Raw genomic sequence first — 17,301 nt, forward strand, 5'->3', positions numbered from 1 at the left:
TAAGCGCGACAGACCTCCTGGTAGCCCGGGTCCGTTCCCACGTGCTCGCGCCACTCCTCCCGGGCGAGCGGGCGCCCCGCCCGCGCGCACACGGCAGGGACGGCTTTCGCGGGGTCGACCGGCAGCTCCTGGAACGCGCCGTCCTGCCCGTCCGTAGCGCGATCATCGAGATGCTGCCCCTGGACGACGAGCGGCGCACCGAGGCCCGGATCGCGCTGGCGTTCCTCGCCCGGTCGGCGGTCGAGCCGGTGTACGCCGCGACCCTGCGCGAGGGATACCCGTACCATGCCGTTTTCTTCGCGGAGCAGATCCGGCGCGCTCAGCAGAACGGCGAGGCTCCGGCCGATCTGGTCCCCGAGCGAGAGGCCGTGATCCTTTTCGCCATCACCCAGGGGCTGGTCAATCCGACCCTGATCGGCCACTACACCGAGGAGACCGTCGTGGACGCCGTCGACCGCCACCTGGACCGCATCTTCCCCGGCACAGGACGCCCCGGAGCGTGACCGCCCGTCACGTTCGGGCTGCCGGAACCACCTCCGGAGTCGACGCCCGAGCGCGCAGGCACCGCTGCACACGGCGCCTGCGCCTACGGCTCCTACAACGACCATGCGGAACCGGACGTCACGCCCGGCTCGCGACCGTCTCCCGTATGCCTGTCGTCCCGCCGGCTCAGCGGTTGGTCCACAGGTGCCAGAACCAGTCGCCCTCGGAGCACGTGTAGTGCTCCCAGTGGCCTCGATCGATCCCTCCCTGGCCCGCCGCCACGCACTTGGAGTGGCTCGTGTACCAGGTGCGGTACACATCGTCTCCGGCGGGCAGCCGGGGAGCGCCGTTCTGCGCGGCTGCACCCTGCGGCGGTTGCGCCGGCAGGGTGGCCGCCGTAGCCGGCAGGCCGACGGCGCCGACCGTCAGGACCAGGGCGGCGGTACCAGCCAGGCGGCGGGCGAGAGCGGGAACGCTGGACAGCGTCAAGAAGGCCTCCTCGGCAGTTGTGGTGGTCACCCCAGATCCTGCTACTACTTCCCGTGTTGCTACAACTACCCAGAGTGACACAGTCAACTGTCGGCCGCCGGTGCGCGCTCGGGACTGGGCGCAGGCGCCGGATATCGCCTTGGCGGCAGGCGTCGCGCGCCCGGGCCTTCGCGTCCCAGCACGTCGCGTGGATTGGTCAGATGGCAGGACCGCAGCGACAGGCAGCCGCATCCGATGCACTCGGTGAGGTCGTCGCGGAGCGCCTGCAGGTGCGCGATGCGTGCGTCGAGCTCGGTTCGCCAGCTCGCGGACAGGCGAGCCCAGTCGTCGGGGGTCGGAGTGCGCTCACTCGGGAGTTGATCCAGGGCCTCCCGGATCGCCGCGAGCGAGATCCCGACGTGTTGCGATGCCCGGATGAAGGCGACCCGGCGCAGCGTGTCGCGGCTGTATCGCCGCTGATTGCTCGTCGTCCGGGTACTACGGATGAGGCCTTGGCGTTCGTAGAAGTGCAGCGCGGAGATCGCGACGCCGCTGCGGTCGGCGACCTGTCCGACGGTGAGTTCATGGAACGTGGTGCGGGCCCGAGACACGGGCCGACCCTAACACTTGACCTCAACAAAGGTTGAGGTCAAAGAATCGGCGCTGTCCACGAGTCGCCGCAAAGGAGCCCTTCATGGCCACTGTTCTCGTCATCGGCGCCACCGGGAAGCAGGGCGGCGCCGTCGCCGAGCTGCTGCTCGACCATGGCCACGAGGTCACCGCCTACGTCCGGTCGCCCGAGGCGCCGTCCGCGCGGGCATTGTCCGCTGCCGGAGTCCGGCTCGTCCCCGGCGACCTGGCCGATCCGGAGGCCCTCGCCGGCGCCGCCCGGGGCGTCGACGCGATCTTCGGCCTCTCGGTGCCGTTCGGATCCGGCGGGAAGGACGAGGAGGTTGCCCAGGGTCGCCTCCTCGTCGATGTCGCGATGCGCGCCGGCGCGCACCTGGTGTACTCCTCGGTCCGCGGCGCCGACCGGCTCACGGCGACCGACATCGACCATGCCGACAGCAAGCAGCTTGTCGAGGCGTATCTGCGCGAGCAGGAGGTACGGGCGACCGTCCTGGGGCCCGTGTACTTCATGGAGAACGTCCTCAACGTCGGCTTCAGCCGCCTCCGCGACGGCGTCCTGGCCAACCCGCTGTCCGCAGCCAAGCCGCTGGACCAGGTGACCGTCCGAGACATCGCCGGCCTCGCCGTACACGCCATCGAGCACCCGGACCGGTTCGTCGGCGAGCGGATCGACGTCGTTTCCGACCGGGTGACCGGCGAGGAGGCGGCCCGGATCCTCAGCGACGTCCTCGGCCGCGAGATCCCGTACCACCGACTGCCGTTGGACCAGGTCCGCCAGTGGGCCGGCGACGAGATCGCCGACATGTTCCAACGGTTCGAGGAGAACACCGACTTCCTCGACGTCGACGGGCTGCACGCCGCGTACCCGGACGTGGCCTGGCACAGCTATGCCGATTGGGCCCGGACGGTCGACTGGGACGCCGTCCTCGCAGACCGGACGATGGCGCGATAACCCGCGATGACCAGACGACGTCCGCTCAAGCGGCGTCGTCCGGCACCACGAATCAAAACGCCCCGGAGCGTGGTCGCTCGGGGCGTTCGGGCTGTCCGAGGGGTCACCCCCATGAGCAGTCGCGACGGTCACCGCCGGGGGCTCACGTCTCCATACGGCCTGGCAGACGATCAGGCCGTCTTGTCCGTAACCGGTTCTTGCACAGGCTCGAAGCGTTCCGAGAATGCTCGGCGGCTCATCCCTTCGCCTTCATCCCCCGGAGGGGGCTTTCAGTCATCCGTGATTGCGGCGTCTCGATGGAAGGAGCAGGCGGGACCGGCGTCGGCGGGTGCGGGCGGGACTGCGCCGGCGGGCCAGGGGCGGGCGTTCAGGGCCTCGAGGGCCTGGCGGGCCATGGCTAGCTTCTCGTAGACGAACAGGACCGGGTGGCCGGCGGCCATCGTGACCGCGATGCGCAGGGCGGCGTGCGGTCCTTCGGCGGTGGCGAGGCCGATGCCAGGCCGGGCCCGGCGCATGGCCGCCATGATCAGGCCGGTCATCTCACCGGGGCGGCGCCCGCGCTTGTCGGCGTCCTCGTAGACGACGACCCGGCCGAACCACGCGGCGACGGCCTCGGCCGAGCGGGCCACCAGATCGTCGCGGCGGTCGCCGGGCAGCGTGATCGCGGCCACGGGCTCGCCGCCCCAGACGTCGCTGATCATGCGACCGGTCGCGTCGAGCGCGGCGGCATTGTGGCCGTAGTCCAATATCACCGGGCCGCCGTCAGCCAGGTAGACGTTGCCGCGCCCCGGGTTCGACTCGCCCGGTGTGAACGTGCCCAGCGCGCGCCGGATGTCCTTGGCGCTGACCCCGAGCCCGCGGCAGGCCGCCACCGCGGCCAGCGCGTTCGCGATCACGTGCGGGGCGAGCCCGCCGAACGCGCCGGGCAGCTCGGCCACGCTGAGCAGTGCCCGATCCCGGTCCGCATCGAACTCGACCAGCTCGCCGTTGCGAAGCTCGTAGGCCAGGCCGCCCGCCTGCCGATGCCGTTCGATGACCGGGTTGCCGTTCACCAGGCTGAAATACCTGATCACGGACGCGTTCCTGCGCACCCGCGGCCGGTCGGCGAGCGCGGCGACCAATGGGTCGTCGGCGTTCAGCACCACGGTCCCGCCCTCGCGAACCTCCTCGGCGACCAGCGCCTTCACCTCGACCAGCTCGTCGAGATCCTCCACGCCGTCCGCGCCCAGGTGGTCGGCGGTGATGTTGGTGACCACGGCCACGTCGGCCTGGTCGTAGCCGAGCCCACCGCGGATGATCCCGCCGCGCGCCGTCTCCAGCACCGCGGCCTCGATGCTGGTGTCGTCGAGCACCATGTCCGCGGACCGCGGGCCCGAGGCGTCGGCGTCGTAGACCAGCCGGCCGCCGGAGTAGACCCCGTCCGTGGTGGACATCCCCACCCGCATCCCGGCCTTGCTCAGGATGTGGCCGATCATGCGAACCGTCGTGGTCTTCCCGTTGGTCCCGGTGACCGCCACGACCGGGACCCGAGATGGGGCACCGGGCGGGTACAGGCTGTCGATCACCGCGCCGGCCACGTCCCGCGGCGCCCCCTCGGCCGGGGACAGGTGCATCCGCAGCCCCGGGCACGCGTTGACCTCGATCACGGCGCCAGGCTCGGCCCCGCCGTGACCGGCCCCACCGCATCGCATCGGTGCCGCGATGTCGGCCAGCCGCACGTCGATGCCGCAGACGTCCAGGCCGACCACGGCCGCGGCCCGGCGGCACATGGCGGCCACGTCCTCGTGCACCAGGTCGGTCACGTCGCGGCTGGTTCCGCCGGTGGACAGGTTCGCGTTCCGGCGCAGGGTCACGAGCTGGCCGCGGGCCGGGACCGACGCCGGGCCTAGGCCCTGGGCCTCCAGGTGCGCGAGCGCATGCTGATCCAATTCGATCTTGGTCAGCTCTAGGGAGTGGCCCTCGCCCCGGCGCGGGTCGGCATTCACCATGTCGACGAGTTGGGTGATGTCAGAGGCACCATCGCCGATCACCGAGGCCGGCCGCAGCTCGGCCGCGGCCACCACCTGGCCGTCGACCACCAGCACGCGGTAGTCGGTGCCGGACACGAACTTCTCCACGATCACGCCCTCGCCGTCGGCCGCCGCCTGAGCGTATGCGGCGGCCGCGGCCGCGGCGGTGGTCACGCCGACGGTCACGTTGGCACCGTGGTTGCCGTGGAGTGGTTTGATCACGACCGGCCCGCCGAGCCGGCCCAGCGCCCCGGCGGCGTCGGCCGCGCTCCAGGCCACCACTCCGTCGGGCACCGGGATGCCCGCGTCGGTCAGCAGCTGCTTGGCCAGCATCTTGTCGGCCGCGATGTCCACACCGATCACCGACGTCTGCTCGGTCAGCGCGGCGCACACCAGCCGGCGATAGCGCCCGTAGCCGAGCCGCAGCATGCTCAGCAGGCCGACCCGGCGGATCGGTATCCCCCGGCTGCGGGCCGCGCCCGCGAGCGCGGCCGTGCTCACGCCGAGGCGCTCCCGCTCCACGATCCGAGCGATCCTGTCCAGTTCGAGCGGTAGGTCGGGGATGCGTTCAAGGAGAATGTGCTTGACCGTGGTGATGGCCAGTTCCAGCAGCTCGGCCGGCACCGAGGACTGCGCGGGCTCGTCCTGCGGGCACTCGGTCATCACGTCGTAGCGGCCGTCGGCGCCGGCCCACATAGTCCGGCCCAGGTACACGTCGCGGCCCACCAGGCTGGACAGCTCCAGCGTCACGTGCTCGGTGACGTGGCCGAAGTAGGTGCCCCGGGCCATCGCCTCCAGGAACCCGCCCGGACGCCCGGCCGCGCAATGGTGCTCGGCCAGCCCGGGCAGGGCCGCGGTCAGCCGCCCGGCGAAGCCCGGGTACTCGGTGGTGTTCCGGCCGGTCAGCTCCTCGAGCTCGAGCCGCGCGATGGTGACCGGCCGGGTGCTGAATGAGTTGGGTCCGCTCAGGTGACGCAGGTCGTCGAGACGCACGTGCCACTCCCCAAGGGTCGGGCGGATGGGCGGGCTGGCGGTGATCAGTACCGGTCGTGGGCGGGCCCGATGGTGGCCTCGCGGGTCGCGATGTCGAAGACGCACCCGGCGGGCAGCAGGTGCAGCCGGACGCCGAACAGGGTGATCGGGTCTTCGTCTCCGACGGCGTGGATGACCGTGGCGTTCCGCCCGTCAGCCACCGTGGCCACGCCGGCGCCGAGCACCTCGAAGCGGGTGCCTTCGACCAGGATCCCGGTGTTCTCGCCGATGCCGACGCCCAGGTACTCCAGGTCGAGCGCCATGGCGCTGAGCAGCCGGGGGAGCCGGCCGCGCTCGCTGAAGTGCGTGTCGATGATGAGCGCCTTCGGGAGCAGGCCGAGCCCCGGGCCGGTGCGGACCGTGGCGGCGGACACGCCGGGGCCCTCGCCGCCCAGGATCATCGTGCGGCCCATCGCGGTGGCGCCGGCGCTGGTCCCGGCGACGACCGCGCCGCCTGTGCGCAGCCGGTCGCGCAGGATCTCGTTGGCCCGTGAGCCGACCAGGGCGCACAGCCGCGACTGGTCGCCGCCGGAGAAGAACACGCCCGTGGCGTCGTCGAGGAGCTTGGCTGCGTTGTCGCCGTCGGCGTCGGAGCGCCCACGCAGCCGCAGTTCCCTGGTGTGGTCCACGCCGAGCTTGCCGAACACTCGCTCGTAGTCGGCGTGCACCTCCTCGGGCGCCCCGGTGGCCATAGTGACCAGCACGATCCGGGCCGCCTCGCCGCCAGACAGCTCCACGAACCGCTCGAGCAGGCCGGAACCGCGGCACTCGGCACCCCCGATGACAAGCAGGCGGCCCGGATCACCAGGCTTATCCCCTTCGTCCGCGTCCATGCTCCCTCCTCGGCCAGTTGTTACCCTTAGGCGTCGAATATCATCCGAGAGCAACTTCGTCCCGTATGGGCCGGTTTGGGAGCGCGGGTGCTCGCGTGACTCGGAGCGCAGGGCGCCACGTGCCGGCCGCGCCCGGGGCCCGGAGCAGTGCCTGGACAGCTCCTCGGGCAGCTACAGCGCACCCTGCCCGCACCATCATCGACCTCAGCGCCTATACGCGCCCCGGCGGTGCGGAGTAGGAGCCGTACGCCCTAGCCAGGAGACGTTGTCGTCAAAGCCAAACAAGAACGCCCCGAAGCGTGATCGGTCGGGGCGTTGAGGCTGTTCGATAATGGTGGTCAGGGGCAGGGTCGAACTGCCGACCTTCCGCTTTTCAGGTGTCGCGGTCGCCCTGTCGCCCATCGAAGACCTGGGGGTCGAGGGTGATCGACGGTGCCCGTCGTGTGTGCGTGGTGCCCGACGTCGCCGTCAGCGTTGCCGTCGCACATCCCGCGAGGCGATACCGCATCAGGAGTCCGAATCGGCACCATGACAGTGCTTGAACTTCCTAGGCGAACCGCTCGGACACGCGGCGTTACGATCCCGATCGCCGTATTGGACGAGCGAATTCGGCACCGGTTCCGGCATCGGTTCAGCCCTGCTTCCTCGGGGACGACGTGTCGCCGCCATTGAGGAGTCTCGGCGCTATCGGTTTTATGAACGCCACCATGTCTGCGGTGTTGCCCCGTCCTCTGACGCCGAGACCAGCTTGACAGAAAGCCGGGCTTTGCCCGGACGCCTGCTGCGCGTGAGCAACGCCACCTACCGATTCCGGCACCGTGAACTCCAGGACTTCCTGACCACTCCGATGCAATAACCCCCGCCCTGCTGCGGACGCCGATTATGACGCGACCAATTCTTGGCACGAAGGTAACAGTTTCCCAACTAGCGTTCGCCTGAGGTCGTCGAGGCGCGACCCTGGAGCCATGTCGAACGCAGGGGGAGGGCAGGAGCGAGCGCCCGGTTCGCGGCTGTGGCGGACAGTGATGATCGCCGCGATCGTGGTGTTGACGGTCTCGATGGGGATGGGGCTGGCCTGGTTCTTCGCTGACCCGCTCCATGTGCCGGAGGACGTGCTGGAGGTGCTGGATCAACGGGCCAGTGTGATCGGCATGTTCTCCAGCATGTTGATGGGCGCGACCGGGCTGGTCGTCGCGATGCTGGGGTTGCGCCCGGAGTTACGGAGCCGACCCGTCGACGACATCGCATCCACTACGGGGACGCCGGGGCCGGGCCAAGCGGAGCCCGCCCACGCCCGCGGCCCGCGACGTCGTACGGTCCTGCTGGTCGCGGCCGTGCCGGCCGTCGTGGTGACCCTGATCGTCCTGGCCGCCATACGGGATTCGGGCCCGATCCGCTACGAGGCCGAGGACGGCATAGCCCACAATGCCAGGGTCGTTCAACCTGTCATCGGTACATCGAACAACGCTACGATGGGCTATTTGAACTTCCCGAGCAGCTGGGTCGAGATCCGAGTGGAGGCGCCCAGGACCGGCACCTTTACGGCGCACGTACAGTATTCCGCCGGCGATGGCGACGCGCGGCAAATCGTGAAGGTGAACAACTCGACAGAGTACGTAGTGCTTTATACCGCCTACGGATGGAAGACCTTCAAACAGGTGTCGTTCAAGCTGCACCTAGTCGAAGGATGGAACACGCTGCGCTTCCAGCACGACGACGGACGGTTCGCCGCCGAGCTGGACTACGTCGAGATCGCCTGATGTGGCCCGTTCGGCGCGCACACACGGGTTCCGCGAGGTCGTGCGGGGCCGGTTCACGTTGAGAGTCGCGCTGGGTCCTCAAGCTCTTGGACGACCTTGTCGTGTCCTTCGTGCCATCGCGTTTCACCGGCCGACTGGGGCAATCCAGTGGGCGCACCATCGATGTTCGTTGTCTCACTCAGGTCCCTGACCAAGGCGGGTGGTACTGGCTTGAGAGCGGCGGCCGGGCTCCCGTAGGTGGCTTTCATTCCCGTGCCGATTCCCGTGCCGGGCATCACCAAGCCAGACAGCACGGCTGCGTGAGGGTTGTCGTCAACCCCAAACAAGAACGCCCCGGCCGTGATCGGCTCGGGGCGTTTGGGCTGTTCAAGGATGGTGGTCAGGGGCAGGGTCGAACTGCCGACCTTCCGCTTTTCAGGCGGACCAATCAACCTGGTCGGGTAGCGGAGAGCATGGTCAGAGAGTGGTGGACGGTAGCCGAAGTGAGCCCGTGTGCGGGGACGTTGCTGTCAACGCTGCTGTCATCTGGACAGCCGACAGATGACGGAGCGTCCCAAATCGGCCAAGCCATTTGGGACGCTTATTCGCGGCGTGCTGCGGTCAGGACAAGATCTCCGCTCGTAGCACCTCGTCACGCAAAGCGCGGTGAACCTCAGGCAGCGATCTTAACTCGTCGATTCTGAGATCATCAGACAGACACTCAGCGCACGATCCGGTTTGTTGTTTCGCCCCGAATCGTGCGCTAGGTCGCCCTTTCGTGTCACCTCTGGTGATAGCCAGCAGCCTTTGAGGCGTAGCACCGAGGTCAGCCATGACTTCAGCGGTTGGGCGAGGGCAGTGTCGCTATTTGGCGGCGGTCGCCACCGAGACCGAGGCCGTGGCCTGCTGTCCCAGGTTATTGGTGGTGGTGTAGGTGAAGGTGTCACAACCAGAGAAGCCCGCGCGCGGGGTGTAGACGACCTTGTCATTTTGGATCACGGCGGTGCCGTTCGCGGGCTGGGTCACGCTTTGGATCTGCAGGCCCTGGGGCGTGGACGAGCCGGCGTTGTTGTCATTGGCCAGAACATCCACTGTCACCGGCGAACCCTGTCGCGTCTTCTCCGCGTCGTTGCGCGCGGTGGAGGTCTGGGGGACCTGAGTGCTGCCGTAGTAGGCGAGGATGACGTAGGCGTTGCCCTGGCTGACGAGCTGCAGGCTTTGCGACTGCGAGCCGCTGTAGGGCGCACCGGAGACCGTGGTGCCGTTGAGGGTCAGTGCCTGGTTTGAGTAGGTGTTGCGGATGCCGGTGCTGCCGTCATTCTGCGCGACGATGGTGAAACTCTGGCTGGTGACGCCCTGGTAGGGGGCGCTGGTGACGGTGGCGCCGTTCATGGTCAGCACGCTGGCGGTGCCCTGATTGCGCAGGCCCCAGCTGCCGTCGTTCTGCTTGACCAGGGTGAAGGTCTGGGCGGCGTTTCCCGCCTGGTAGGGCGCGCCCGTCACGCTGGATCCGTTCACTGTCACCGCGGTGCCGGTGATCGGGCCGGGCTGGGCTTGCTGGTTGATCGCGCCGGTCGCCACGTGGGCGGTCACGGTCGAGGTCTGGTCGAACTCGTCGGTGACGGTGTAGGTGAAGCTGTCGCAGCCGGTGTGGCCGGCGTTGGGCGTGTAGACGACCTTGCCGTTTTGGATCGCGGCGGTGCCGTTCGTCGGGGCCGTCACGCTGGTCACCTTCAGACCCTCGGAGGTGGGCGTGCCGGTACCCGAGTCGTTGGCCAGCACGTCCACCGTCACCGGGGACCCGGCTTCAGTGACAGCCGCGTCACCGAAGGCCTGCGGCTCCTGCGGCAGCCGGTCGCCGCCGTAGAAGGCACGGATGCCCCAACTGCCGTCGGCCTGCTTGACCAGCTGGAAACTCTGCGGCTGGGTGCCCTGGTAGGAGGCGCCGGTGACACTGGAGCCGTTCATGGTCAGGACCTGAGCGGAGTACTTGTTACGGATGCCCCAGCTGCCGTCGGCCTGCTTGACCAGATTGAAGCTTTGTGGCTGGGTGCCCTGGTAGGGGGCGCCGGTGACACTGGAGCCGTTCATGGTCAGGACCTGAGCGGAGTACTTGTTACGGATGCCCCAGCTGCCGTCGGCCTGCTTGACCAGATTGAAGCTTTGTGGCTGGGTGCCCTGGTAGGACGAGCCGGTGACACTGGAGCCGTTCATGGTCAGCACGTTGGGTGGGGCGGCCGCCTGTGCGAAACCCACGCCCCCGCCGGCGAACGTCACGGCGAAGGTGGATATGACGGCACCTGCGACGGCTATGCCGATATGCCTGCCTGGAACTCGAAACATTTCTCTGCCTTCGTCAGTCATGGTGATCTCAGGCCATGAAGACAGCACCCCTCAAGGACCGCAGGGGCGCTGTTCCTGGCCATGCCATGACAGCACAGATATCACTTTGAGTGGCGGATCTAATACGCATAGTGATCTCGCGCCTCGTGTGCGTATCTGAGGTCCTCGTAGTAGCACTGGCCGCAAATCCGATGAAACTATCTCTAACCTGCAACGTCTCCCGGTCGAAGAGCGTCGAGTAAGGCCGTCGCACCGACACAGATCGTCCCGTCGCCGTCGTCCCATGGCATGGACCTGTCGAACCTCTCTCCGAGTAGGCGAGGCCGCCTATAGGGAGCAATGGCGGGCGAAATGCCGCTGGCTTAGCGATGGGGAAGCAGTCTGGTTCGATGGCAAGTGGACCCGGAGCGCAGGGCCGCTAGGCCCGAGCACCGGAAGCCGCGCGGCAGCCGATCGCCCCAACCAGGGTGGCGAGAACCGTAGTGAGCGATCGTCACGGTCTTCGGTGGTGACTTCTGCCGACCTTGCGGGCGCGCGGGGCGGTGCGCGCCCGGACCGGCCGAAGAGCCGCAGCCGGGCACGCTTGCCGACCGGCGCGCCCGGCGGGCCGCACAGCGGGCCGCCTTTAACGACGTAGAGAAAATCCTCATCGAGCACGAGTAGGGTCGCGGACCCGGCGAAACTGCTCCTGCTCTTCAAGGATGCCGGGAGGGCTGAGGCCTGCTGTCCGGCTACCCGATCAGCTCTGCTGGCGCGTAAAGCCGGTGTTCGGCGCCGGCCTACAACGTTGCCCGTGCCTGGGGAACGGTGAGGCCGCGGTTCACCTTGTACTTCGGGACGGGCACCTTGACGAGCTTGGCCGCATTGCGCGGGATGATCTCTTCCCGTACGGCGCACTCCAGCGCGGCCTGCTGCCGAAGCTCAAGGTCGGGGCCGGCCGCGCAGACGGGTACGAGTTCGTCACCGCCGAGCGGCTCGCTGAGCTGCGCCGCGAAGGCCGGCTGCTGCTGGAGACCCACCGGTACGGCAACGCGTACGCCGTCGACCGCCGGCACATCGAGCACATGACCGCCGCCGGACAGGTGCCGGTCGCGCACATAGGAAACATCGCCGACCTGCGCCGCCTCGTCGGCCGCGCCCCGGACTCTTGGCTGCGTGTGCTGCTGTGGGTTCCCCGCGAGGTCACCGAGCAGCGCTCGAAAGGCCGCGGAGACGCCGACACCGCCGCTCGTCTTCCCATCGCTGCGCGGCACGCCGATGGAGCCGGACAACCTGCGGCGAAGCTGGGGAGCGATCCGCAAGGCGGCTGGACTCGGCGACATGCGGTTTCACGACCTCCGCCACACCTGCGTGACGCTCCTGCTCAACCTCGGCGTCCCGCCCCAGGTCGTCCGCGACATCGTCGGCCACAGCGACATCGAGGTCACAATGACGATCTACGCCCACGTCTCCCTCGACGACAAGCGCCGCGCCCTCGGCAAGTTGGGCGACACCCTCAGTTTTATAACAATTTGCTATAGATGGCGGTCCGGATCAGCTAGCCGGACCGCCTTATTGCTGTTGGGCACAATCAATGCCCACGTCAGACCTCGACGTCGAATTACTGGAGGACGAAACCGAGCACGTCAGTCGATCAGAGAGATGCCCCGCAAGAGCGGCAACTCCTCTAACATGGGCCACAAGTCGCACAGCGCGGAAACCCGCAAGCAGCATCGCCTTCACCCTCAGACGTTCGGGTGCCTGGACGTCCGGCACTCGATAGGGAGGAGGTGGTATGAGTGCCAGGTAGGCACAGGCGGGAAACCCGCAACGTGCGCGCGTGGGTGGTGCCCGCCCTCAAGGTCGCTTCAGCTTTGGTCGGCGTCGTAGCGACTGCCCTGCGGCTCATTCACGAACTGCAGTAAGGGGGGCACCCACGGCGGTTGCGGCCGGCTCGGCATCCAGTCGAGTCGGCCTCAACTACTAGCGCGTCCACAAACACGCTTCTCTGAGTGAGTAGCTTAACGCGCGTCTGCGGACTTGCACAGTTTGAACGCCCGTTTGTCGCGCAGTCTTCCCACGCGCCGGTTCTCTCGTACGGTCTTCCCACGCGCCGGTTCTCTCGTACGGTCTTCCCACGCGCGCGTTCTCTCGCGCGGTCTTCTCCCGTAGGGGTCTTCGTGGCGCCGCCGTACAACTGCCCGAGGCTAGTTGCTGTCAGCGTTGCTGTCACTGGAGATCAAAAACGCCCCGGCCGTGATCGGCTCGGGGCGTTTGGGCTGTTCAAGGATGGTGGTCAGGGGCAGGGTCGAACTGCCGACCTTCCGCTTTTCAGGCGGACGCTCGTACCAACTGAGCTACCTGACCTCGGCTACTGCCGCTGTACGCGGTCCTGACGGGACTTGAACCCGCGACCTCCACCTTGACAGGGTGGCGAGCACTCCAAACTGCTCTACAGGACCTTTATGTCCGGGGGAGCTTTCGCTTCCCCGTGTTGTTCGGCTCGCCTAGCTTACCAGCTTCCGGGAGGTCTTCGACCTTCCGTCATCCGGTGCGCTCGACGCGCTCCACGTGCCCCCAACGGGATTCGAACCCGTGCCGCCGCCTTGAAAGGGCGGTGTCCTAGGCCGCTAGACGATGGGGGCTCAAGGCTTCCGCCCTGTTCCGTGACGCCTTCCGTCGGAGACCTCTGAAGCATAGGGGACGTTTGCCCCTGATGCCAAAGCGACCGGCGACGGCGAGCCGCTGCCGGTTGCCGTCGGCGACGGCGCCTGCGGCGACTCGGGAAAAATTGTACGACCAGGGTCCGGCTCGATATGACGCTCGCACTGGATCCACTGCTCGCCGAGGCCGCCGACGGTGATGTCGTCCCAGGCCTCCAGGCGGTGGCTGCTCTTGCCGAAGTAGAGCACCGAGGCGGTCAGCGGGGTCGGCTCGTCGTGCTCCAGGCCGCGCAGGCCGGCGCCTCCGGTCGACCCCTGGATCATCAGCCGGGTGCCCGAGGGCATCAGCTCGGTGGACCGCGCGTGGACGTGTCCGCTGAGCACGAGCGGCACGTACCCGGACAGACCCCGGCCCACGGTCGGGTCGTGCACCGCAACGATGTCGGCGGCGATCTTGTCCGGCGCCGAGGTGGAGGCGGACCTGGGCCAGTCACGCGGCGCCAGCTTGCCCGCGTTGGCCCGGCCGAGGTCGAGGAGGCTCTTGCTCTCGTCACCCGCCGCCTGGACGGACTTGTCGGGGGTGAACCTCGGGTCGCCGATGCCGTAGACGCTGAGCCCCTCGACCGTGGCGGCGGCTCCGTCCAGCACGATCGCGTTCTTCTGCTTCGCGACCGCCCGCTGGGTCGTCATGGAGTCGTGGTTGCCGCGCACGTAGACATACGGGACGCCGAGGGAGCCGATCTCCTTGACGTACTCGTTCTCGGCCTTGGTCCCGTGGTCGGCGATGTCGCCGGTGTCGATGATCAGGTCGACCTTGAACTGCTCCTTCAGCGACTTGATCATGTTCCATGCCAGCGGGTTGATGTGCAGGTCGGAGACGTGCAGGACGCGGATGGTGTCCGGGTCGGGATCGAAGATCGGCAGGTTCGACCCAGCCTCGTACAGCTGGGACACGTTGGTCACCAGCTTGGCGAGCTGGCCGCGGTATTCGGAGAACTTGGTCACGATCGACTGGGCGCTGCCGACCAGGGACGGCACGCCCGTGAGCAGCCCGGTGTACCGGGGCTCGGCGATCGAGCGCGGGTTGAACGTCAGCGCGGCGACGCCGCCGAGGGCGACGACCATCGCCAGCGAGCCGGCCGCGGTCCAGGCCGCCCGGGACAGCCGGCGGAAGGCGAGCAGGCCGGTGAGGAACCCGGCGGCGACGGCGAACAGCACCGCCCGCACGACGAGGCTCCGCAGCCCCGAGATGACGTCTGCCTCGATCGTCGTCGGGAGCCGGTCGGCCCACCGGGGGTTCTTGAGGATCTCCTCCGCGACCTCCGGGTGCACCGCCTCGATCGACAGGTCGAGCCGCAACGGGCCGCTGTGGCTGTCGAAGCTGAGCGTGCCGAGAGGCCGTACGTCGATGACGGTCTCCCCGCTCCAGGACGGGGTCAGGGACATGCCGATGTCCGCGGGCCCGACCGGTGTGTCCACCTTGGCGCCGAAGGCCATGCCGAGCCATCCGCCGACCACCGCCGCCAGCACGACCGCGAGCACACGGGCGAACCGGCTGCCGACCGTTCTCCGGGCGAGCGCCCGCAACCGCGAAATCTCCATCCCTTCCTGACTACCCGAAGATGCGGCCTTTTTGGTTACCGGAACACGGTGTTCCGGTTACCGACCGTCCGCCTGAGTCTCCAGAAGCGCCCGCATACCGGACAGAATCAGCGCCATGCCGTGCTCGAAGGACGCGTCCGTCTGCGGGCCGCCGGTCTCGGCCATGACGGCGCGCACGTTCGGGTAGGGCGCGAGGCTCTCCAGCGCTCCCTCGAACAGGGCGGGGTCGTTCGTTCCCCGCTCCTGGTCGGATTGCTCCTCCAGCACGAACCCGCCGAGGAAGCTCGCGAGCGTGCCCAGACCCCACATCGCGTCCGTACGGGTGAACCCGGCCCGCAGCAGCGACTCCAGGATGGTCTCGACCGTCCGCAACGTGGCCGTGCCGGGGTGCGTGCCGGCGGTCAGGCGCGCGGTGTCACGGTGCGACTTGAACACGCGGCGCTGGCCTCGCAACCACTCCGCGAGCCACTCCTCCCACGACTCCCCCTCGGCGAGCGGAGCCAGCGGTTCCTGCACGGAGATCGCCTCGGCCATCTCGTCCAGGAGCTCCTGCTTGTTCCTGAAGTGCCAGTAGAGGGCGGGCGCCTGCACGCCCAGCTCGGTCGCCAGCCTGCGCAGGGTCAGCTTCTCCAGCCCCACCTCGTCGAGGAGCCGGATCGCGGTCCTGACGATCGTGTCGCGTTCGAGTGCCACGATTGACAGCTTAACGGCGTTCAGTGCATCCTTAACACTGTTAAATTTAACTGCGTTAAGGAGATGCCGTGATCCTTGCGGAGGGAGTGCGCAAGCGCTTCGGCACGACCGAGGCGTTGCGGGGCGTCGACCTCGACGTGCCGGGCGGTTCGGTGTGCGGCCTGCTCGGGCCCAACGGCGCGGGCAAGACCACGATGGTGCGCATCCTCACCACGCTGCTGCGCCCCGACGGCGGCCGGGCCCGGGTCGCCGGGTGCGACGTGGTGCGGGACGCCGAACGGCTCCGCTACCGCATCGGCCTCGCCGGCCAGCACGCGGCCGTGGACGAACTGCTGACCGGACGCCGCAACCTGGAGTTGTTCGCCCGGCTCTACCACCTGCCCCGCCGTACGGCCCGCGGCAGGGCCGAGGAGTTGCTGGAGCGGTTCGGCCTCACCGAGGCGGCGAACCGGCCGGTGCGGACGTACTCGGGCGGTATGCGCCGCAGGCTCGACCTGGCCGCCAGCCTGATCGTCGCCCCGTCGGTGCTCTTCCTGGACGAGCCGACCACCGGCCTCGATCCCCGCAGCCGCCTCGCGCTGTGGGACGTGCTGCGCGGACTCGTCGCCGAGGGGACCACCCTGCTGCTCACCACGCAGTACCTCGACGAGGCCGACCACCTGGCCGACCAGATCGCGGTCGTCGACGCGGGACGGGTGGTCGCGTCAGGGTCGCCGGCCGCGCTCAAGGCCACGGTGGGCGGCGACCGGGTGAGCGTCGCCTTCCGCGAGGCCGGTGACGTGGCGCCGGGCGTCGAGGCGGTCCGCCGCGTGCTGCCCGGCGAGCCCGAGATCGACCTCGCCGGGCGCAGGCTCGTCATGCCCGTCCCGGACGGCGCCGCCTCCCTGGTCAGGGTCGCCGCGGCCCTCGACGCCGCCGGGGTCGGCGTGGAGGACCTGGGGCTACGCCGGCCGACGCTGGACGAGGTGTTCCTGGCGCTCACGAATGCGCCGGTCAGGGAGACGGAGGCTCGCGCTCGGAAAGGCAGGGCGGCGTGATCACCGTGGAACCTCCCGCGACGGGGACGCAACGGCTGCGCCGGGCCCTGAGCGACACGTTCGTCATCGCGGGCCGCAGCTTCGCCCAGCTGCGCGCCCAGCCCGGCCAGATCGCCGCCGAGCTGGTCGCGCCGGTCATCATGACCATCCTGTTCGGGTACGTCTTCGGCAGCGCGATCAGCCTGCCCGGCGGGGGCGACTACCGGGACTACCTCATGCCCGGCATCTTCATGCAGGTCATGGCGTTGTCGGCGGTCGCCTCCGCCACGTCGGTCGCCGAGGACATGGCCCGTGGCATCATCGACCGTTTCCGCGTCCAGCCCATCGCCCGCGGCGCCGTACTGGCCGGGCGCAGCCTCGCGGACCTGTCCAAGGACTGGCTGTCGCTCGCCACGATGACCGCGTGCGGCCTGCTGATCGCGGGCTGGCGCCCGCGCGGCACGCCGCTGGAGACGCTCGCCGGTTTCGCGCTGCTCGCCCTGTTCGGGTACGCGATGATCTGGCTGGGCACGTACATCGGGCTGTTCGTGAAGAGCGGTGCGCAGGCGGACGCCGCGACGTTCGGCTGGCTGTTCCCGATGACGTTCCTGGCCAACGCGTTCGTGCCGTTGGAGGGGCTGCCCGGATGGCTGCGGGCCATCGCGGACTGGAACCCGATGAGCGCGGTCGTCTCGGCCGCCCGCGAGCTGTTCGGCAACCCCGGCTCGGCCGCCGCCTCCTGGCCTCTCCGGCATCCCGTGACGGCCTCGCTGTGCTGGTCGCTGCTGATCATCGCGGTGTTCGGGCCACTCGCCGTACGGCGCTACCGCACCGCCACCTCGCGATGACACGATGAGCA

Annotated in this window: 15 protein-coding genes and 3 tRNA genes; 6 read left to right on the forward strand and 12 right to left on the reverse strand. The window is 68.8% G+C overall.

The window, feature by feature from the left end; all coding sequences use genetic code 11:
- Window positions 1–41 precede the first annotated feature (41 nt).
- A complete protein-coding gene (locus tag AB0J39_RS04395; protein ID WP_363461726.1) occupies window positions 42–503 on the forward strand; it encodes a TetR family transcriptional regulator C-terminal domain-containing protein in 462 nt (153 codons plus the stop codon).
- Window positions 504–669: 166 nt separating this feature from the next.
- Here the strand turns inward: AB0J39_RS04395 and AB0J39_RS04400 are convergent, their stop codons facing one another.
- Both AB0J39_RS04400 and soxR read right to left on the reverse strand, forming a co-directional pair.
- Window positions 670–1,002: a hypothetical protein gene (locus tag AB0J39_RS04400; protein ID WP_363461728.1), complete on the reverse strand. Its 333-nt coding sequence runs from the start codon at window positions 1,000–1,002 to the stop codon at window positions 670–672.
- Between the two features lie 53 nt (window positions 1,003–1,055).
- On the reverse strand, window positions 1,056–1,562 hold the full coding sequence (gene soxR, locus AB0J39_RS04405) for a redox-sensitive transcriptional activator SoxR (RefSeq protein WP_363461730.1): 507 nt from the start codon (window positions 1,560–1,562) through the stop codon (window positions 1,056–1,058).
- 83 nt (window positions 1,563–1,645) lie between these two features.
- Here soxR and AB0J39_RS04410 point away from each other — a divergent pair, with 83 nt between their 5' ends.
- Window positions 1,646–2,533 (forward strand): NmrA/HSCARG family protein, encoded by an 888-nt coding sequence (locus tag AB0J39_RS04410; RefSeq protein ID WP_363461732.1) that lies wholly within the window; start codon window positions 1,646–1,648, stop codon window positions 2,531–2,533.
- 269 nt (window positions 2,534–2,802) lie between these two features.
- Here the strand turns inward: AB0J39_RS04410 and cphA are convergent, their stop codons facing one another.
- The 3 genes from cphA to AB0J39_RS04425 all read right to left on the reverse strand — a co-directional run bounded on the left by cphA (window position 2,803) and on the right by AB0J39_RS04425 (window position 7,076).
- Complete coding sequence (gene cphA, locus AB0J39_RS04415; protein ID WP_363461734.1) at window positions 2,803–5,535, reverse strand: cyanophycin synthetase; 2,733 nt, start codon at window positions 5,533–5,535, stop codon at window positions 2,803–2,805.
- 44 nt (window positions 5,536–5,579) lie between these two features.
- The gene (locus AB0J39_RS04420) at window positions 5,580–6,407 is read right to left on the reverse strand and encodes a cyanophycinase (RefSeq protein ID WP_363461736.1); all 828 of its coding nucleotides are present in this window, start codon (window positions 6,405–6,407) and stop codon (window positions 5,580–5,582) included.
- 507 nt (window positions 6,408–6,914) lie between these two features.
- On the reverse strand, window positions 6,915–7,076 hold the full coding sequence (locus AB0J39_RS04425) for an SEC-C metal-binding domain-containing protein (RefSeq protein WP_363461738.1): 162 nt from the start codon (window positions 7,074–7,076) through the stop codon (window positions 6,915–6,917).
- 296 nt (window positions 7,077–7,372) lie between these two features.
- Here AB0J39_RS04425 and AB0J39_RS04430 point away from each other — a divergent pair, with 296 nt between their 5' ends.
- Entirely contained in the window at window positions 7,373–8,167 is a 795-nt protein-coding gene (locus AB0J39_RS04430; RefSeq protein ID WP_363461740.1) for a hypothetical protein, read from the forward strand.
- A gap of 843 nt (window positions 8,168–9,010) precedes the next feature.
- Here AB0J39_RS04430 and AB0J39_RS04435 read toward each other — a convergent pair.
- Entirely contained in the window at window positions 9,011–10,510 is a 1,500-nt protein-coding gene (locus AB0J39_RS04435; RefSeq protein ID WP_363461742.1) for an Ig-like domain-containing protein, read from the reverse strand.
- Window positions 10,511–11,268: 758 nt separating this feature from the next.
- Complete coding sequence (locus tag AB0J39_RS04440; protein ID WP_363461744.1) at window positions 11,269–11,760, reverse strand: hypothetical protein; 492 nt, start codon at window positions 11,758–11,760, stop codon at window positions 11,269–11,271.
- On the opposite strand from AB0J39_RS04440, the gene AB0J39_RS04445 reads away from it, so the two are divergent.
- Window positions 11,747–12,358 carry a tyrosine-type recombinase/integrase gene (locus AB0J39_RS04445; protein ID WP_363461746.1) on the forward strand — a complete coding sequence of 204 codons (612 nt, stop codon included), beginning with the start codon at window positions 11,747–11,749 and terminating at the stop codon, window positions 12,356–12,358. The genes AB0J39_RS04440 and AB0J39_RS04445 overlap by 14 nt on opposite strands.
- Window positions 12,359–12,758: 400 nt before the next feature.
- Here AB0J39_RS04445 and AB0J39_RS04450 read toward each other — a convergent pair.
- The 5 genes from AB0J39_RS04450 to AB0J39_RS04470 all read right to left on the reverse strand — a co-directional run bounded on the left by AB0J39_RS04450 (window position 12,759) and on the right by AB0J39_RS04470 (window position 15,426).
- A tRNA-Phe gene (locus AB0J39_RS04450) sits at window positions 12,759–12,835 on the reverse strand.
- 20 nt (window positions 12,836–12,855) lie between these two features.
- Window positions 12,856–12,930 (reverse strand) — tRNA-Asp (locus AB0J39_RS04455).
- A 110-nt stretch (window positions 12,931–13,040) separates the two neighbouring features.
- A tRNA-Glu gene (locus AB0J39_RS04460) sits at window positions 13,041–13,113 on the reverse strand.
- Window positions 13,114–14,733 (reverse strand): metallophosphoesterase, encoded by a 1,620-nt coding sequence (locus tag AB0J39_RS04465; RefSeq protein WP_363461748.1) that lies wholly within the window; start codon window positions 14,731–14,733, stop codon window positions 13,114–13,116.
- 57 nt (window positions 14,734–14,790) lie between these two features.
- Window positions 14,791–15,426 (reverse strand): TetR/AcrR family transcriptional regulator C-terminal domain-containing protein, encoded by a 636-nt coding sequence (locus tag AB0J39_RS04470; protein WP_363461750.1) that lies wholly within the window; start codon window positions 15,424–15,426, stop codon window positions 14,791–14,793.
- A gap of 68 nt (window positions 15,427–15,494) precedes the next feature.
- On the opposite strand from AB0J39_RS04470, the gene AB0J39_RS04475 reads away from it, so the two are divergent.
- Together AB0J39_RS04475 and AB0J39_RS04480 are read left to right on the forward strand one after the other, a co-directional pair.
- Complete coding sequence (locus tag AB0J39_RS04475; protein ID WP_363461752.1) at window positions 15,495–16,463, forward strand: ATP-binding cassette domain-containing protein; 969 nt, start codon at window positions 15,495–15,497, stop codon at window positions 16,461–16,463.
- Entirely contained in the window at window positions 16,460–17,290 is an 831-nt protein-coding gene (locus tag AB0J39_RS04480) for an ABC transporter permease (RefSeq protein ID WP_363461754.1), read from the forward strand. The genes AB0J39_RS04475 and AB0J39_RS04480 overlap by 4 nt, the downstream gene beginning before the upstream one ends.
- Window positions 17,291–17,301 lie beyond the last annotated feature (11 nt).

The organism is Microbispora sp. NPDC049633 (assembly GCF_040675265.1).
Lineage (GTDB): Bacteria > Actinomycetota > Actinomycetes > Streptosporangiales > Streptosporangiaceae > Microbispora > Microbispora maris.

Bases quoted from the DNA above. Each gene is read 5' to 3' on its own strand.
- AB0J39_RS04435 (WP_363461742.1), bottom strand. From the start codon at position 10,510: ATGACTGACGAAGGCAGAGAAATGTTTCGAGTTCCAGGCAGGCATATC.
- AB0J39_RS04430 (WP_363461740.1), top strand. From the start codon at position 7,373: ATGTCGAACGCAGGGGGAGGGCAGGAGCGAGCGCCCGGTTCGCGGCTG.
- AB0J39_RS04425 (WP_363461738.1), bottom strand. From the start codon at position 7,076: ATGGCGGCGACACGTCGTCCCCGAGGAAGCAGGGCTGAACCGATGCCG.
- AB0J39_RS04420 (WP_363461736.1), bottom strand. From the start codon at position 6,407: ATGGACGCGGACGAAGGGGATAAGCCTGGTGATCCGGGCCGCCTGCTT.
- AB0J39_RS04410 (WP_363461732.1), top strand. From the start codon at position 1,646: ATGGCCACTGTTCTCGTCATCGGCGCCACCGGGAAGCAGGGCGGCGCC.
- AB0J39_RS04465 (WP_363461748.1), bottom strand. From the start codon at position 14,733: ATGGAGATTTCGCGGTTGCGGGCGCTCGCCCGGAGAACGGTCGGCAGC.
- AB0J39_RS04445 (WP_363461746.1), top strand. From the start codon at position 11,747: ATGGAGCCGGACAACCTGCGGCGAAGCTGGGGAGCGATCCGCAAGGCG.